At 59.4% G+C, this 17,314-nt stretch carries 14 protein-coding genes; 10 read left to right on the plus strand and 4 right to left on the minus strand.

The window, feature by feature from the left end; translation table 11 throughout:
- Positions 1-86 precede the first annotated feature (86 nt).
- The 3 genes from AC2FLB_RS13620 to polA all read left to right on the plus strand — a co-directional run bounded on the left by AC2FLB_RS13620 (position 87) and on the right by polA (position 4,014).
- Positions 87-266: a zinc-finger domain-containing protein gene (locus tag AC2FLB_RS13620; RefSeq protein WP_142638543.1), complete on the plus strand. Its 180-nt coding sequence runs from the start codon at positions 87-89 to the stop codon at positions 264-266.
- A 411-nt stretch (positions 267-677) separates the two neighbouring features.
- Entirely contained in the window at positions 678-1,145 is a 468-nt protein-coding gene (locus AC2FLB_RS13625; protein ID WP_281973333.1) for a hypothetical protein, read from the plus strand.
- 70 nt (positions 1,146-1,215) lie between these two features.
- Positions 1,216-4,014, plus strand: coding sequence for a DNA polymerase I (gene polA / locus AC2FLB_RS13630; protein WP_496709429.1), 2,799 nt, complete (start codon positions 1,216-1,218; stop codon positions 4,012-4,014).
- 42 nt (positions 4,015-4,056) lie between these two features.
- Here the strand turns inward: polA and AC2FLB_RS13635 are convergent, their stop codons facing one another.
- On the minus strand, positions 4,057-4,287 hold the full coding sequence (locus AC2FLB_RS13635) for a DUF2798 domain-containing protein (protein ID WP_142638700.1): 231 nt from the start codon (positions 4,285-4,287) through the stop codon (positions 4,057-4,059).
- A 71-nt stretch (positions 4,288-4,358) separates the two neighbouring features.
- Positions 4,359-5,114, minus strand: coding sequence for a hydroxypyruvate isomerase family protein (locus AC2FLB_RS13640; protein WP_496692806.1), 756 nt, complete (start codon positions 5,112-5,114; stop codon positions 4,359-4,361).
- A gap of 178 nt (positions 5,115-5,292) precedes the next feature.
- On the opposite strand from AC2FLB_RS13640, the gene AC2FLB_RS13645 reads away from it, so the two are divergent.
- On the plus strand, positions 5,293-6,237 hold the full coding sequence (locus AC2FLB_RS13645) for a DMT family transporter (RefSeq protein ID WP_496709430.1): 945 nt from the start codon (positions 5,293-5,295) through the stop codon (positions 6,235-6,237).
- Here the strand turns inward: AC2FLB_RS13645 and AC2FLB_RS13650 are convergent.
- Positions 6,220-6,795 carry a DUF1285 domain-containing protein gene (locus AC2FLB_RS13650; protein WP_496709431.1) on the minus strand — a complete coding sequence of 192 codons (576 nt, stop codon included), beginning with the start codon at positions 6,793-6,795 and terminating at the stop codon, positions 6,220-6,222. The two genes, AC2FLB_RS13645 and AC2FLB_RS13650, sit on opposite strands and share 18 nt — an antisense overlap.
- A 64-nt stretch (positions 6,796-6,859) precedes the next feature.
- Between AC2FLB_RS13650 and AC2FLB_RS13655 the strand changes: the two genes are divergently transcribed.
- The 6 genes from AC2FLB_RS13655 to AC2FLB_RS13680 all read left to right on the plus strand — a co-directional run bounded on the left by AC2FLB_RS13655 (position 6,860) and on the right by AC2FLB_RS13680 (position 16,538).
- The gene (locus AC2FLB_RS13655; RefSeq protein WP_271951824.1) at positions 6,860-7,867 is read left to right on the plus strand and encodes an AAA family ATPase; all 1,008 of its coding nucleotides are present in this window, start codon (positions 6,860-6,862) and stop codon (positions 7,865-7,867) included.
- Positions 7,864-8,739 (plus strand): DUF58 domain-containing protein, encoded by an 876-nt coding sequence (locus AC2FLB_RS13660; RefSeq protein ID WP_496697902.1) that lies wholly within the window; start codon positions 7,864-7,866, stop codon positions 8,737-8,739. Before AC2FLB_RS13655 ends, AC2FLB_RS13660 begins: the two co-directional genes overlap by 4 nt.
- Positions 8,736-11,498 carry a DUF4159 domain-containing protein gene (locus tag AC2FLB_RS13665; protein ID WP_496702475.1) on the plus strand — a complete coding sequence of 921 codons (2,763 nt, stop codon included), beginning with the start codon at positions 8,736-8,738 and terminating at the stop codon, positions 11,496-11,498. The genes AC2FLB_RS13660 and AC2FLB_RS13665 overlap by 4 nt, the downstream gene beginning before the upstream one ends.
- A complete protein-coding gene (locus AC2FLB_RS13670) occupies positions 11,495-13,537 on the plus strand; it encodes a hypothetical protein (protein ID WP_496709432.1) in 2,043 nt (680 codons plus the stop codon). The genes AC2FLB_RS13665 and AC2FLB_RS13670 overlap by 4 nt, the downstream gene beginning before the upstream one ends.
- Positions 13,538-13,850: 313 nt before the next feature.
- Positions 13,851-16,067 carry a response regulator gene (locus tag AC2FLB_RS13675; RefSeq protein WP_496709433.1) on the plus strand — a complete coding sequence of 739 codons (2,217 nt, stop codon included), beginning with the start codon at positions 13,851-13,853 and terminating at the stop codon, positions 16,065-16,067.
- A gap of 9 nt (positions 16,068-16,076) precedes the next feature.
- Positions 16,077-16,538, plus strand: a complete 462-nt coding sequence (locus tag AC2FLB_RS13680) for a VOC family protein (protein ID WP_496709434.1) — start codon at positions 16,077-16,079, stop codon at positions 16,536-16,538.
- Here the strand turns inward: AC2FLB_RS13680 and yaaA are convergent.
- On the minus strand, positions 16,508-17,299 hold the full coding sequence (yaaA, locus tag AC2FLB_RS13685) for a peroxide stress protein YaaA (protein ID WP_496709435.1): 792 nt from the start codon (positions 17,297-17,299) through the stop codon (positions 16,508-16,510). The genes AC2FLB_RS13680 and yaaA overlap by 31 nt on opposite strands.
- Between the last annotated feature and the right edge of the window lie 15 nt (positions 17,300-17,314).

A 17,314-nucleotide genomic window follows, 5' to 3' on the forward strand; every position in this document is an offset into this window, starting at 1 on the left:
TGGCTCTTGCCCCCGGTTTGCTCATCGCTCATAAACGCACCTAATGCATGCCCGCGAGGCCGACAACCAGTGAAGGATCGCCAGCCGTGACAATCGAAGCGCCGGAAACCAAGATCGTCGAAACCTCTCGTGTCGCCTGTGATGGCGGCGAAGGTGCATTGGGCCACCCACGTGTTTGGTTACAGATCCCCGAAGACACCGGCTGGGTCGAGTGCCCCTATTGCGACTGCAAATTTGTCTTAAAAGGGCACGAGGCCAGCGCCTGAATGTGCAAAGCCGCGGGCAGGTTTTACCTCTGCCTAATCATTGGAGCTGTTGGCTATTTTCTGGCCGCCGCTATCGGAATGCTTCTAACCGGATCGGGAAATCGGGCGCAGGGCGATGATACGATCGAAATCGCCTGGTCAGCGGGCCGATCTACAGGCCTCCTGGCTGCCGGGTTTTTCCAACCACAATCAGTTTTAAGGCCAGAGGGCGTTTCAACGCGCTGCGAACCTGCCATGTCTGGGCCGGTGAGGTGCTGTGGGCTGCGAATGAAGACTTCGGCACTTGGGTTCCATTGCCTTACTCGATCACTTTGTCCCGCTTGATAAACCAATCAGGCAAGGTCTAACCTGCCCAACTAATGTCGTGTTCTGACGATAGCTTTGCGCCGGCTCAATGGAGGAAGTGTGTTGATGGACGCCAGTATCCAAAATACCAACCAACCGGTCTTCGGATGGATTGGTTTTAGTGTTTCCGCGATGGCCCTGTTGGGCGCCCTGTTCCTGTTCTGGGCCGGGCCATTCGCACCGCAACAATCGACTGGCGTGTCTTTGGGAGAGCTTGCAGCCGAGCTTGGAAAATCCACCCTGCGCTCGGCCGCCGGGCTGGACCAACCCGAGCCGGTGGCCCGGGTCCGTGATCTGGACGACTTTCTGCAGATCGGCGTAGCCCTTTTGGGAGGATTGGCCGTCATCCTGTCGGCCATAGGCATTCTGCGCCACGAAAAACTGCGCCCGGCCATTGCGGGTATCGCAATCGGCATCGGCGCAATCCTGTTTCAGTTCTTTGCTTTTGCGTTTTTCGCTTTCCTCGGTGTGCTGGTCATCATGGCGCTGCTCAACAGCTTTTCGGATGTATTTGGCGGCCTGTTCGGCGGATAGTTCACCTTCTGTACTGGTCACCCGTGCGCCCCTGTGGCAGAACCATCCCTGACCGACAGGGAGCGCGCGCATGAGCAATTTCGGAAAAGGGTGTCACCTTCATCTTATTGACGGATCGGCCTTTATCTTCAGGGCCTATCACGCGCTGCCGCCGCTGACGCGGAAGTCCGATGGGTTGCCGATTGGGGCCGTGTCTGGGTTCTGTAACATGCTGCAGAAATATGTCGAGGGGAACACTGGGCCAGACGCGCCGACCCATGTGGCGGTGATCTTTGACAAGGGCTCTCATACGTTCCGCAACGATATGTATGACCTTTACAAGGCCAATCGCGAGGCCATGCCCGAGGATCTGCGCCCTCAGATGCCGCTGACCCGCGAGGCGACCCGCGCCTTCAATATCGCCTGCAAAGAGCTTGAGGGCTATGAGGCCGACGACATCATTGCCACCCTTGCCATACAGGCGCGTGAGGCCGGTGGTCGCGTCACGATCGTCAGTTCCGACAAGGACCTGATGCAGCTGGTCGGCGATGGGGTCGAAATGCTGGATGCGATGAAGAACAAGCGCATCGACCGCGATGGTGTGTTCGAGAAATTCGGCGTCGGGCCGGAACGTGTGGTGGACGTGCAGGCGCTGGCCGGGGACAGCGTGGACAATGTGCCGGGGGCCCCGGGCATTGGGATCAAGACGGCGGCGCTTTTGATCAATGAATTTGGTGATCTGGAAACCCTGCTGGACCGCGCCGAAGAGATCAAACAACCCAAACGCCGCCAAACCCTGATCGACAAACGCGACCAGATTGAGCTGTCGAAAAGACTGGTGCAGTTGGATGAGAACACGCCGCTGGATTTCACCTTAGACGATCTTGAGGTGCAAGACCCTGAACCGGACACTCTGCTGGGCTTTCTGGCTGAGATGGAGTTCCGCACCCTCACCAAGCGCATAGCGGACAAGCTGGGGGCCGAGGCACCGGTGATTGCAGACGCGCCTGCGCCCGTTGCAGATGTGGCCGATGCTGAAGACATTCCATTCGACGCGTCGAAGTATGAATGCGTCCGCGACGCGGGGGCTTTGCAGAAATGGATAGACCAGGCCTACGAGCGTGGGTGGGTTGCAGTGGACACCGAGACCACCGGGCTGAACGAGATGATCGCAGATCTGGTTGGCATTTCGCTCTGCATCGAGGCGGGCGAGGCCTGCTATATCCCATTGATCCATCGTCAAAGCGCCACCGACGATCTGTTCGGCTCGGACGCGCTGGCCGAGGGGCAAATGCCGATTGAACAGGCTCTAACACTGATAAAACCGATGTTAGAGGACCCGTCGATCCTCAAGATCGGGCAAAACATGAAATACGATGCCAAGATTTTTGCCCGCTATGGCGTGGATGTGGCGCCGATTGATGACACGATGTTGATGTCCTATGCGATGCATGGCGGCGAGCATGGGCATGGCATGGACACCCTGTCCGAGCGTTATCTGAACCACACGCCGATTCCGATCAAACCGCTGCTGGGATCCGGCAAATCCGCGATCACCTTCGACAAGGTTCCGATTGACGAGGCCACGGCATATGCCGCCGAGGACGCCGATATCACCCAGCGGCTGTGGAAACTGTTCAAACCTCAGCTGCATCAGGTTCAGGTAACGACCGTCTATGAAACGCTGGAGCGCCCTCTGGTGCCGGTTCTGGCCGAAATGGAGATGCATGGTATCAAGGTTGACCGCGATGTCCTCAGCCGCATGTCCAACGCGTTTGCCCAGAAAATGGCCGGGTTAGAGGCTGAAATCCACGAGTTGGCTGGTGAAAGCTTCAATGTCGGCTCCCCCGCTCAGCTGGGCGAGATTCTGTTCGACAAGATGAGTCTGGAAGGCGGCAAAAAGGGCAAAACGGGTAAGTACTCGACCGGGGCCGATATCCTTGAAGATCTGGCAACCGAGCATGAATTGCCGCGTCGGGTGCTGGATTGGCGGCAGCTATCAAAACTGAAATCGACCTATACGGACGCGCTGCAGACCCATATCAACCCCGATACGGGCCGGGTGCATACATCCTATTCGATCACCGGGGCGAACACGGGTCGTTTGGCCTCGACCGATCCGAACCTGCAGAACATCCCCGTGCGCACCGAGGAAGGTCGTCGCATCCGCGAGGCGTTCATTGCCGAACCGGGAAATGTGTTGGTCAGCCTGGATTATAGCCAGATCGAGCTGCGGATTCTGGCGCATATTGCCGATATTCCGGCCTTGAAGCAGGCGTTTACCGATGGGCTGGACATTCACGCCATGACTGCGTCGGAAATGTTCGACGTGCCGCTGGATGAGATGACGCCGGATATTCGCCGTCAGGCCAAGGCGATCAACTTCGGTGTGATCTATGGCATCTCGGGTTTTGGTCTGGCGCGCAACCTGCGCATTCCACGGGCCGAGGCGCAGGGCTTCATCGACCGCTATTTCGAACGCTTCCCCGGCATTCGGACCTATATGGACGACACCGTCGCCTTTGCCAAAGAGAATGGCTATGTGCAGACCCTATTCGGGCGCAAAATCCATACGCCCGAAATCAATGCCAAGGGGCCGCATGCGGGATTTTCGCGTCGGGCGGCGATCAACGCTCCGATTCAAGGCACCGCGGCCGACGTGATCCGACGCGCCATGGTGCGGATGCCGGATGCGATCCATGGGTTGCCCGCGAAAATGTTGCTGCAAGTGCATGACGAATTGCTGTTCGAAGTATCCGAGGACGCCGTTGACCCGCTGATCGACGCGGCGCGCGACGTGATGGAGGGGGCCTCGGACCCAGCGGTGAAACTGGATGTGAAACTCAGCGTTGATGCGGGACAGGGCGCGAATTGGGCCGAGGCGCACTAGCGCCGCCGTTCATCAAGCCCTGCGGGCCCTCTTCGCGGCGGGTCAGCCCTGTGGTCTGACCATGCGGTTGACCATCCGTTGCACGCTGGGGCCCAGCAGTAGGATAACTGTGAACGCGATGGGCCAGGAGAAAACCCATGAGCCCATCCAGTCGCCCAGCGTCGCGGGACCGAAGCCGACGGCCTTGGCCGTGGCGATACCGGTGACGATGCAGGACATCATGCCTGACATGATCAGGCTGAACAGGGCGCGGGCATAGCGGGCAGGGATCATCCGGACATCCTTGGTCTGTGGTTGCCCTGATCTGCGCCATTTTACCGGGTAATACCAGTGTCAGTGGACAATCAAAGGTGCATCCAGCCGAGCGTCTCGGCGGTACGTTGGATCGAGGGTTGATATTCGGCACTGACCCAGCCGGTGTAGCCGCTGTCATCAATCGCTCGGAACAACTCCGCAAAATTTATCTTACCTCGACCGGGCTCTGAGCGATCCGGTGCCGCTCCGATCTGAGCATGCACGATGCGGGTTTGGAACTGCTGCCAGACCTGCAACGCGTTGCCATGGATCATCTGGGCGTGAAAACTGTCATATTGCAGGCCAACATTGGGCCGGTTCACGCTATCCAAAACCTCGGCGGCCAGATCGTAAGAGTTCAGGAAATATTCAGGCTGTGACACCGGGTTGAGCGGTTCGATCGTGAACGGCTGTTGGGGAGCGTGGTCTGCTGCCCATTGCAGGTTTTGAACAAAGCAATCCATCGCATCCGCGCCCGTGGAATATCCCGACATGATGTGGATTTTCTCGGGCCGTAACACCCCGGCATAGCGCAGGACGCGGCGGATGTCGGACTGAAACCGCGCCTCACCGCCGGGAATGGCGGCATATCCGGGGGTGCCACCGGTATAGTTGGGCGGTGGGGCGTTGATCAGCACCAACTCGAGCCCATTGGCCAACAGGGCGCGGCGGGTTTCCTTGGCGGCCAGATCATAGGGAAACAGAATCTCAACCGCTTTGAACCCGGCCTGCGCGGCGGCCTGAAACCGGTCGAGATAGGGCAATTCGGCAAAGAGCAGTGAGATATTTGCAGCGAATTTGGGCATGGATGGCCTTTGCGTGTCTGTTCGCCGGACCATATCGGTCGGGAGATTTCAGCGAAAGGGACTGAAAACGACAGATTGTCGAAAATCGGCCAGATCACCCGGTTTAATTCAGTGACGTTCGGGACAATGCGGCGAATCATTTCTGGCGCCGCTTTGACCAGAGGTATGACCCATGGCAATGAGCCCTGACCCCGTGCGCGGGACCGCTATTTCTATGTCTGCCGACCGCAACTCCGCGTTGTCTGGCAACGGGTTGGCGGTTGCCTCGATGCTTGCATGGGCCGCAGGCTTTCCGGCGGCGGAGGTCTTGTTGCAAAGCTGGTCGCCAGTGGGCTTGCTGGCGGCACGTCTGGGTCTGGCGGTTTTGGTGCTGCTGCCGATCTGGCTGATGCTGGACGGTCCCAGTCGTATTCTAAGGGCCAGATGGGGATGGGCCATGATCGTCGGAGCTTTTGGCTTTGGCTGCCCGATGTTCCTGCTGATCCTGGCGCAAAAGCTGACCGATCCGGTAACCGTCGTCATCATCGCCTCTTGCGCGCCACTAATCGCAACCCTGCTGGAGCTTAAGGCGGGCACACGTCGGCTGAGCTGGAATTTTGGCCTGGGCGTTCTGGTTTCAATTATCGGCGGGCTGATCGCCACCAGCGCCGTCGCCCCGGCGCAGCTGGGCCTTGGGGCCTTATGCGCGGTCGTGTCGGTCGTCTTTTTCAGCTGGGGCAGCATGACCACAGCGCGCGATTTCCCCGAACTCAGCCAGACCGGGCGCGCGACGATCACGTTGATCGGGGGCTTTGCCATGGCCGTGATCTTGTGCTTTGCCGCTGGGTTGCTGGGCATGGAGGTGATGCCTGAGGTTGCCATCGACGCGCAGCAGATCGGGATGCTGGGGATTTACGCGCTGATTTCGCTGGGGCTGAGCCAGATCCTGTTCGTTGCTTCGGTTGGAAAGCTGGGCGTGGCGCTGGCCTCGTTCCATATGAACATCGCGCCATTTTACGTGATGCTGATCATGATTGTGCTGGGGGATGAGTGGAATTCAACCCGCGCGCTGGGCGCGGGCATCGTGGCGGTCGCCGTTATTCTGGCGCAGGATCGCAGGCCGCGCTCAGCCCAGATCGGCTGAGCGGATCAGCGGAAAGAACTGACCGCCCGACCACACCCCGAACCAGTCTTCATGATCGGTGCCGATCTCGACCAGTCGGTAAAAGCTTTTGCGGTCAATGCGCGCCTCTAGATTTGCGCGGATCAGGATATAGGGCGAGGGTTCCTGGGTCTTCGGATCAAACTCAACACGGATCGGGTGATCCGGACCGGCCTTGGCCGTGTCACCCACATGGGTGCTGAAAGTCAAAATCTGCGCCGCGCCTGAGCCTGCGGCATCAAAGTCGACAGCGACGAACGGGACATCCTCAACCGTGATTCCCACCTTTTCGACCGGGGTCACCAGGTAATATTTGCCTTCTTCTTTCTTAAGAATTGAGGAAAAAAGCTTCACAAGCTCGAACCTGTTGATGGGCGAGCCTAAATAACTCCAAGAACCATCTTTTGCGATCCTGATGTCCAGATCGCCACAAAACGGGGGATTCCACAGGTGAACAGGGGGTAAATCCCGTGTTTTCGCGGCTTTGACTGATGCCGCAATGCCATCAGGAGAAGGTGTCACAGGGATTTGTCCGTTCATTACTTTTGCCATTTCCTTTTCGCGCGATACACTTCAACCATACTCGTCCACGGAAGGGAAAGTCATGAGCGAACCTGCCGACCTCGTATCCGAGATCGAAGCGCTGGAAACTAAACTGCAAGAGGCCAAGGCCTCGATCACCCGACGCTTTATCGGGCAAGAGCGGGTCGTGGATCTGACGCTGGCCGCGCTGTTATGCGGCGGGCACGCATTGCTGATCGGATTGCCAGGGCTGGGCAAGACCCGGCTGGTTGAGACTTTGTCGACCGTGATGGGCCTGCATGGCAACCGTATCCAGTTCACGCCGGATCTGATGCCGGCTGATATTCTGGGGTCCGAGGTTCTGGATACGGCCGAGGATGGCAGTCGCCACTTCCGGTTCATTCCCGGACCGATCTTCTGCGAATTGCTGATGGCGGATGAGATCAACCGCGCCAGCCCGCGCACACAGTCGGCCTTGCTGCAAGCGATGCAGGAACGCACCGTCACCGTTGCGGGCGAGGATCGTGCGCTGGATGAGCCGTTTCACGTGCTGGCCACGCAGAACCCGATTGAACAAGAAGGCACCTATCCGCTGCCCGAGGCGCAGTTGGACCGCTTTTTGGTGCAGATTGACGTCGAATACCCGGATCGTCAGACCGAGCGGGATATCCTTCTGGCCACGACCGGTGTCGAAGAAGACGACGCCCATCAGATTTTCACCAAAGAGGAATTGCTGGCGGCGCAGCTTCTGTTGCGCCGGATGCCGGTCGGCGAGTCTGTGGTCGAACTGATTCTGGATCTGGTCCGCGCGTTCCGCCCTGGCGAAGCAGGCGTGTCCGATCGTGTGGCCGAAACCGTGGCCTGGGGCCCTGGCCCCCGCGCGGCGCAGGCGTTGATGATGACGGTGCGTGCCAACGCCATGTTGCAGGGGCGACTGGCCCCCAACGCCGAAGATGTTCTTGAGATGGCCCGCCCGGTCCTCAGCCATCGTATGGCGCTGAACTTTGCGGCACGGGCGCGCGGTGACAGTCTGGCTGATCTGATTGACTCGACCGCGCTTGGGCTGATCCGAACCGAGGCTGCGGCGTGAATGCCGGGCTGACCCTTCGTGAAAGATCCGAGGCCGAGGCATCTCGGTTGCCGCCCCTGTTGGCGCGGGCGGAACATCTGGCCGGAACCGTCCTGCTGGGTGACCATGGGCGTCGCCGTTCCGGGATGGGCGATGATTTCTGGCAATACCGCCCGGCACAGGTTGGCGACAGCCGCCGGATGATCGACCACCGCCGCTCGGCCCGTGGCGATCAACAATTTGTGCGCGAACGCGAATGGCAGATTGCCCAATCGGTGATGCTGTGGGTGGATCAGGGCGCGTCTATGCGCTTTGCCTCGGACGCTGCGCTGCCGACCAAGGCGGATCGGGCGCGGTTGCTGGGCCTGGCAACTTCGATCCTGCTGGCGCGCGGTGGTGAGCGTGTGGGCCTGACGGGCACAACTCTGCCGCCCCGGCGCGGCAACGCACAGATCATCCGGCTTGCGCAGGCCTGGTCCGAGGATGATCAAGCCGACTATGCGCCACCCGAGCACCGCGCCATGATCCCCCATGCGCGGGCGGTGTTCATCTCTGATTTTCTTGGCCCGATGGAAGAGGTTGAACTGGCACTGTCCAAAGCTGCGGATCGTGGCGTGCGCGGGGTGGTCCTGCAGGTGCTGGATCCCGGTGAAGAGAATTTCCCCTATCGCGGGCGTACCATTTTCGAAAGCGTGGGCGGCTCGGCCCGGCATGAAACGCTCAAGGCTTCTGATCTTCGCGACCGGTATCTTGCGCGCCTTGCCGAACGAAAGGATGCCTTGATGCGCTTGTGTCGGGTGACGGGATGGCAACTGGGGCTGCACCACACTGGCGACAGCGCACAGGCGGCTCTGTTATGGCTGTATCGCGCTTTGGACGGGGGCAGAGTATGACGGTTTTGGCTGGGATAGGCTTTACCGCGCCCTGGGTGTTGCTGGGATTGTTGACCCTGCCCATCCTGTGGCTGGTCCTGCGCGCTGTGCCGCCTGCGCCGATCCGGCGAATGTTTCCGGCCGTAACGCTGCTGCTGGGGCTGAAGGACGACGAGAGTGTTTCGGATCGGACACCATGGTGGCTGCTGCTGTTGCGAATGCTGGCGGCGGCGGCGATCATTATCGGTCTGGCCGGGCCGGTTTTGAATCCCTCGCGGGATCAGGTGGGTTCGGGGCCGCTGTTGTTGGTGCTGGATGCCAGCTGGGCAGGTGCAAGCGGCTGGCCATCGCTTCAGGACCAGCTTGATACGCAGCTGACCGAGGCCGGACGCGCCGGACGCACGGTGGCCTTGCTCAACTTGACGGAGCCAGAAGCCCCAGTCTTTCAGGCCGCCGAAGCGTGGCGGGGTCGGCTTCCGGGGGTGACTCCGATGCCCTGGCAACCAACTCAGCTGCAGATGGATCAGGTGCTCGATGTGCTGGATCAGCTTGATGGTGGTTTTGATACATATTGGTTCAGCGACGGTCTGGGATTTGCGGGTCGGGAAACGGTTCTGGCTGCGTTGCAATCGCGCGGGGAAGTGACCGTGTACCAGTCAGGCTCGCCTGTTTATGCGATTCTGCCCGCCGCCTATCAGGATGGTGTCATTCAACTGACGGCCCAACGCGCCACTGCTGGTCCGGAAAACATCCTGACCATTTTGGCACAGGGGCGCGATCCGGCGGGCGCAATGCGGGTTCTGCAATCCGCCAATGTCGTCTTTGCTGAAGGTGAAACGCTTGCTCAGGTGGAGCTGGCGCTGCCCTCGGAACTACGGGCCAGAATCACCCGGTTCGAGATTCAGGGCCAGCGGTCGGCGGGTGCCGTAACGCTGACCGATGACAGCCTGCGCAGGCGTGAGGTGGCCCTGCTTGCGGGCAGTTTGAACCGTGAAGGGTTGGAGCTGTTGTCGCCGCTTCATTATCTGACGCAGGTTCTGGTGCCGACCGCGGATTTTGTCGAGGGCGGGTTAATGGATGTGTTGCCCGCCAATCCGGATGTGATTGTTCTGGCGGATGTGGCGAAATTGGCCGAAGCGGAACAACTGGCGGTGACCGAATGGGTCGAACAGGGCGGGCTGCTATTGCGCTTTGCCGGGCCGCGCATGGCCGCCAGCGATCTGGGGCGGGATGTCGAGGATACTTTGCTGCCGGTGCGCCTGCGCAGCGGTGGCCGTTCGGTCGGCGGCGCGATGAGCTGGGGTGAGGCCAAAGGTCTGGCTCCGTTCCCCGAAACGTCTCCTTTCTACGGGCTGCGCGTGCCACCGGATGTTTCCGTGACCACACAGGTCATGGCGCAACCAGACCCTAATTTGGCTGATCGGGTGATTGCATCGCTGACGGATGGCACGCCTCTGGTCACGCGCAAGGCGTTGGGGTTGGGGCAGGTGGTGCTGTTCCATGTCACCGCTGATGCCGAATGGTCGAGCCTTCCCCTCTCGGGCCTGTTTGTCGAGATGCTGGACCGGCTCGCCGTTGCCTCGGCTGCGAAATCCCGGGAAGAATCGCAACTACAGGGCACGACCTGGGAACCGCTGCAGGTCATGGATGGGTTCGGAGGTTTGTCGGATGCGGATAACCTGGCCGGTGTCGATGGGGTTGATCTGGCCTCGGGCGCAATCGGGCCGGACCTGCGGCCGGGCCTGTATGAAAGCGGCAAGCAAAAACTGGCGCTGAATGTACTGGATGCGGATACGGTGCTGACGCCAGCCATCTGGCCATCTGATGTGCCGATCAAAGGGCAGGAAATCAGCGCCGAAACGCCGGTCGGGGGCATTTTGCTTAGCCTCGCGCTGATCTTGCTGACGGTGGACGTCATTGCGTCACTTCTGTTGTCGGGGCGACTTGGGCTGGCCCGGGCCGCGGCGATGGCGCTGGGTGCGTTGCTGATTGCACCTGACCTTCAGGCTCAGACGCCCGAGGAAACCGATTTTGCCCTGATGGCAACGCAAGAGCTGGTACTGGCTCATGTCATGACCGGAAACGCGCAGGTTGACGATATCGCGGGCGCCGGGATGCGTGGCTTGGCGCAAACTTTGTTCTTCCGCACTTCGGTCGAGCCGGCAGAGCCCATCGGCGTTGATCTGGAACGGGACGAGCTGGCGTTTTTCCCGCTGCTGTACTGGCCGATCACGCCGGAACAGCCGCAACCCTCGGACGAAGCCTATGCCAAGCTGAATGCCTATCTCCGCTCGGGCGGCATGATCCTGTTCGACACGCGCGACGCGGATGTGGCGCGTTTCGGTGCAGCCAGCCCCAACGGCCGCAAGCTGCAACAACTGGCCGCCCCGCTGAATATCCCTTCGTTAGAGCCTGTTCCGGATGACCATGTTCTGACGCGGGCCTTCTATTTGCTGCAGGATTTCCCGGGCCGATATGCCGGTACCGAGATTTGGGTCGAAGCCGCCCCGCCGGATGCGGAACAAATCGACGGCATGCCGTTCCGCAACCTCAACGACAATGTGACCCCGGTAGTGATCGGCGGGAATGACTGGGCCGGAGCCTGGGCCGTCGACCGAAACGGGCAGGCCTTGTTGCCGGTCGGGCGCGGATATGCCGGTGAGCGGCAGCGGGAATTGGCCAATCGGTTTGGCGTCAATCTGGTGATGCATGTGCTGACCGGGAATTACAAATCGGATCAGGTCCATGTGCCTGCGCTGCTGGACAGGTTGGGACAATGACCGGAACCGTTATCTTTGACCCTCTGATTCCGTGGCCCGTTCTGATGGTCGTTGCCGCGATTGCCATATCAGGCGTTGTTCTAGCCCTGTGGCGGGGCCTGTCTGGCTGGGCTTTGCGCGGGTTGGCCGCCCTGGTCGTGATCGCGGCCATGGCGGGGCCTGTTTATCAGGTCGAAGATCGCACTCCGCTGACCGACATCGTGGTGATGATCGAGGATGAAAGCGCCAGCCAGACCCTGTCCGATCGCCCGGAACAGACAGCACAGGCCGCTGCCGAACTGGCGGCCGAGATCGACACGCGCGACAATACCGAGCTGCGCCGGATCCGGGTGGCTGACAGCGATGGGGATGAGGGCACACAGGTCATGGCTGCGCTGAACAAAGTCCTGGCCGAGGAACCCCGTGCGCGCATTGCGGGGATCCTCGTGGTTTCGGATGGGATCGTGCATGACGTTGATCAGGCCCCTGACCTGCCTGCACCGATGCACCTGTTGCAGACTGGGCGGGCCAGCGACTGGGACCGCCGTCTGATCGTCCGCAATGCACCGGCTTTTGCCATTATCGGAGAGCCGGTCACGCTGACGTTGCGGGTTGAGGATAGCGGCGCAGTTCCTGTTGCGGCTGCGAATGCGCCTTTGGAAATTTCGGTTGATGGCAATGCGCCAGAGCATTTCACCATTCCAATCGGTGTCGATGTCGAGCTACCGGTCAAGCTGTCCCATGGCGGGCGGAATGTCATCCAGTTTACCGTACCCGGCGTCGAAGGAGAGTTGACCGACCGAAACAACACCGCACTGATTCAGATGAACGGTGTGCGCGACCGTCTGCGGGTGCTGCTGGTTTCGGGTGAACCGCATCCAGGTGGACGGACCTGGCGGAACCTTCTGAAATCCGACAGCTCGGTTGATCTGGTGCATTTCACGATCCTGCGACCGCCTGAAAAGCAGGATGGTGTGCCTGTGGACGAGTTGTCTTTGATCGCTTTTCCGACTCGAGAACTGTTTCTGGAAAAGATCAACGATTTCGATCTGATCATCTTTGATCGCTATAAGCGGCGCGGTATTCTGCCTGCGGTCTATCTGGAGAATGTCACCAATTACATCAATGATGGTGGTGCGGTTCTGATTGCGGCTGGCCCAGATTTTGCCAGTGCCGACAGTATCTTCCGCTCGCCGCTGGCGCCGATTCTTCCGGCCCAACCCACCGCGCGGGTCATCGAAGAACGCTTTGTCCCCACAGTTACAGATATGGGGCACCGGCACCCGGTGACCACGGATCTGGGCGATTCCGAGCATTGGGGTGCATGGTTGCGCCAGGTTGATGTCCTGTTCCGATCAGGTGAAACGCTGATGACCGGCGTCGATGACCGGCCGCTGCTGGTGCTGGACCGGGTCGGAGAGGGGCGCGTGGCAATGCTCGCCTCTGACCACGCTTGGCTCTGGAGCCGTGGCTTCGACGGCGGTGGTCCGCAGCTTGAACTGCTGCGGCGATTGGCACATTGGATGATGAAAGAACCCGAGCTTGAGGAAGAGGCTCTGTGGGCCGAAGCAAATGGTCAAATCATGCGCGTCATCCGTCAAACCCTGGGGGATGACGTCGGAACAGTTACCATCACCCAGCCCAATGGCGAGACACTTGAGGTGACGCTGAACGAAGTTTCTCCGGGGCGGTTCGAAGCTCAGATCTTCGGCCCCGAGATTGGCCTCTATCGTCTGCAAGAGGGTGAACATTCGGCGGTGATTGGGTTGGGCCCTGCGGCCCCCAAAGAATTTGAGCGTACGATTGCTACCGATCAGATCCTTGAGCCGGTTCTGGCCGAATTGCGCGGCGGTGTGATCCGGGTCGAGGACGGTTTGCCTTCGATCCGCACTGTCCGCGCTGGGCGGCCAGCATCGGGGCGCGGTTGGATCGGGCTGACCCCGCGCGATGCCTACCAGACCAGCTCTGTAACACAGGCTGGTGTTCTGCCGCCCTGGCTGGTGCTTTTGCTGGCCGGTGGGTTCCTCCTGGCGGGTTGGCTGCGCGAAGGTCGGCGTTAGGTCATTCGACCACAATGCTGATTGTGGCCCCAATCACCAGCATCATGTCATGGTAAAGCACCGTTTGAACCGGCTTTGCTGCGTCAGGTTTGTCGTGTAATCCCACACAATTTTTTTGATCTGAGCGCCTTTCGCGCATTCAGATACCGCAGATTTTGCGTTGAGTAGGAAAAGGCAGGTACCGGCGAGGCAGGCAGTTTTGGACGTTTGCGGCCTCTGAGCCTGCCATTGATCTGTGGCAACAGGCACGGCTTAAACACTTTTTCACGCTCTGTCAGGATGCTGTGGGCAGATTGTACCGGGATCACCTTTGATGAGTCTTGCAACCAAACTGGCACAGGAAAGACGCGCACGGCTTGCCGCTGAACGTCTGCTGGAGATGAAACAAGCCGAGCTATCAGCGGCCAACCGGAAATTGGGCCTGCACGCGATGGCTCTGACTAAACGCATTGGTGAAACGCGGGCCGAGGTTGAGACGGTGCGCGATGAAAATGAAAAAGTTAAATCGGACCTGACTTTGGCCAATGCCAAGATCGAAGTGGCCGAACGGCGGCTATGGCATTCGATCCAGACCTTCCCAGACGGGTTTGCATTCTTCGACGAAGAGAGCCGGTTGATCGGGGCAAATGCCTCATATTTCAGCCTGTTTGAGGGGCTGGATGAAGTAGCGCCCGGTATCAGCTATGGCAGAATTCTGGAAACCCTTACGCAGGAGGGTCTGATTGATACCGTCGACGAGGCACAGGATGATTGGCGCGCCAGGATGCTGGCCCGTTGGAAGTTGTCCAACCCGCCGTCAGAAATCGTCAAACTGTGGAACGGGCTCTATATCAAGCTGATTGATCAACGCGGTGGCGGTGGCGATGTGGTCAGCCTTGCGCTTGATATAACCGCCTCGGTCCGGCATCAGGCCGAACTGACCGCTGCGCGCGAACGGGCCGAGGCCGCAAACCGCGCGAAATCTGCATTCCTGGCCAATATGAGCCATGAAATCCGCACGCCCATGAACGGTATTGTTGGCATGACCGAGTTGATGACCGAAACCGCGCTGGATGAAGAACAACGGCTCTATCTCAACACGATCCGCAATTCCGGTGAAGCCTTGCTGGTGATCATCAACGATGTTCTGGATTACTCGAAGATTGAGGCGGATAAGCTGGTCCTGCACCCCGAACAGTTCGATTTCGAACGCTGTATCCTTGAGGTGGCGATGCTGCTGCAGCCCAGTGTTCGTGACAAGGGTTTAAGCCTTTTAGTCGACTATGACCTGTTTTTGCCAACCCTGTTCGTGGGCGATCCGGGCCGGGTGCGTCAGGTCTTGACCAATCTGGTTGGAAACGCGGTCAAGTTCACGGCGGAAGGGCATGTCTTGATCCGCGTCACGGGGGTCCCCCGCGCGGAGGCCCAGGCCTGTGATATTCATGTTGCCATAGAAGATACCGGTATCGGTATTGCCGAGGATAAAGCGGCGCATATCTTTGGTGAATTCAATCAGGTCGAGGATGAACAAAACCGACAGTTTGAAGGGACCGGGTTGGGTCTGGCCATCACCAAACGACTGATCAAATTGATGGACGGTGCCATTTGGGTCGAAAGCGAGCCGGGCCAGGGGTCCTGTTTTGGATTTCGGATAACGCTGCCGACGGTCGAGGGTCCGCAACCCGCCCCACCGAATATGGAAGGATGTCTGCGCCATGTGGTTGTGGTTGAAGGTCTGGCTGTCAATCGAGCGATCCTGTCAAAGCAACTTGGTCGCCTAGGTGCCAAGGTTACCGAATGTACAACCGGAACCGAGGCGCTGGCTAAGCTTGATGACACGGTAGATCTGGTGCTGTGCGATCACGATCTGCCGGACATGGACGGGCTGGATTTGGCGGCCACGATAAAGGGCCGGGGGTGGACGGATACCTCTGTCGTGGTCATGTCGGCCAATCCCGGCGTGATTCATGCTCATCCGGCCTGCGAGCTTATTGACGGAGTGTTGCAAAAGCCGATCCCTCGTTCAGAATTATATGCACGTCTGACCGCTCTGGGACGATCAGCGGATTCGATATCGAATGGTTCCGACACGCAAAACCCAACGGTTGCGCAGGTCAGACCGATTGCCGGGGATCAAAGGCTCATGCGGGTTCTGGCTGCTGAGGACAACAAGACCAACCAGCTGATCCTGCGCAAAATGGTCAAGGATCTGAACATTGATCTTCGCTTTGCGGGCAACGGGCTTGAGGCGGTCGCCGCCCATCTGGAATTCGACCCGGATTTGATATTCATGGATATCTCGATGCCCGGAATGGATGGTAAACAGGCCACAGGTGAAATCCGCCGCCGCGAGGTTGAAACCAATCAGCACGTCCCGATCGTAGCCCTGACCGCACATGCAATGAGCGGAGATGATCAGGGTATTTTATCGGCTGGATTGGACTACTACCTGACCAAACCGCTGCAAAAACAGAAAATCCACCAGATGATCCTTGACCATCGGCCAGACGGAACGCAACCGGTTCTTGATGACGAAACCCGAGCGTTCTAGGCTGCCGACATGACTGATGACCGTGGATTTCACCCCCGCGCGCTGGGCGAGATTGCCATTCGCTGCGCAGATATGGCCGCTATGGTGCAGTTCTATGAACAGGTGATCGGCCTGCAGCGTCTGAGCGGTGACCATGACAGCGCTATAACCTTCTTCCGGATAGCCGAGGGGTTTGGCGGCCATACGCAAGTTCTGGCCCTGTTTCACCACAGCACCGCGCCACGACCGGGGCAACATCGGGCCGGTGCCGAAGATCCCGTAACAGGAGCGGGATCGTCGCTGCATCATATCGCATTGTCGCTGCCCTTCGACGAGCAGGCGGCGGTCATGAGTTGGTATGACAAGATCGGCCAACCCTATCGCGTCGAGCAGTTCGGATGGGTTGGTTGGCGCGGAATTTTCACCGAAGACCCAGAAGGCAACACAGTTGAACTGGTCTCTTACGACCCGTCGATGCTGGCTGAGGCCTGATAGGGCCGGATAAAGACCGGCTTGTCGTTCTCTGACAGGTCGGGGCGGTATTCATAGCCGCCCGAGTCGAACTCTGTCAGGCTGGTGGGATCGGACAGACGGTGTTGAATGACATAGCGTGCCATCGCCCCGCGTGCCTTTTTGGCAAAGAAGCTGACGATCTTTGGCGTGCCGCCCTTGTCTTCCATGAAGACCGGCGTGATGACCCGTAATTTCAGCGCTTTGGGGTCTACTGCACCGAAATATTCCTGACTGGCGCAATTCAACAGCACATCGCTACCGATCCCGGCTGCCTGAGCGTTCAGCGCCTTGCTTAGTTGGTCGCGCCAATAATCGTACAGGTTCTTGCCGCGCCGGGTCTTCAGCCTACTGCCCATCTCAAGCCGATAGGGTTGAATGGCGTCCAGCGGACGCAATATGCCATACAGTCCGGACAGGATACGCAGGTGGTCCTGGGCCCAGGCCATCTCTTCCGCATCCAGCGAAGTCGCTTCGAGCCCCTGATAGGTGTCTCCGGCAAAGGCCAGTGCGGCCGGGCGTGTCGCCACAGCATCGGGGGCGTCCGAAAAGGCGCGATAACGGTCGCGGTTCAGGCGGGCCAGATCATCGCTCAGATCCATCAGCTTTTTCAGGTCGCCCAGCGTCAGATTGCGGGCGGTTTTCGACAGGCGGATCGCGTCATCCTGAAAGTCGGGTTGCGTGACCTCAACATTCCGTTCTGCCCAATCCAGCCGTTTGGCCGGGGAAATCACTACCAGCATAGTCGCCCTCGTTTC

The sequence above is a fragment of the Ruegeria sp. CDSA236 genome, from assembly GCF_059611285.1.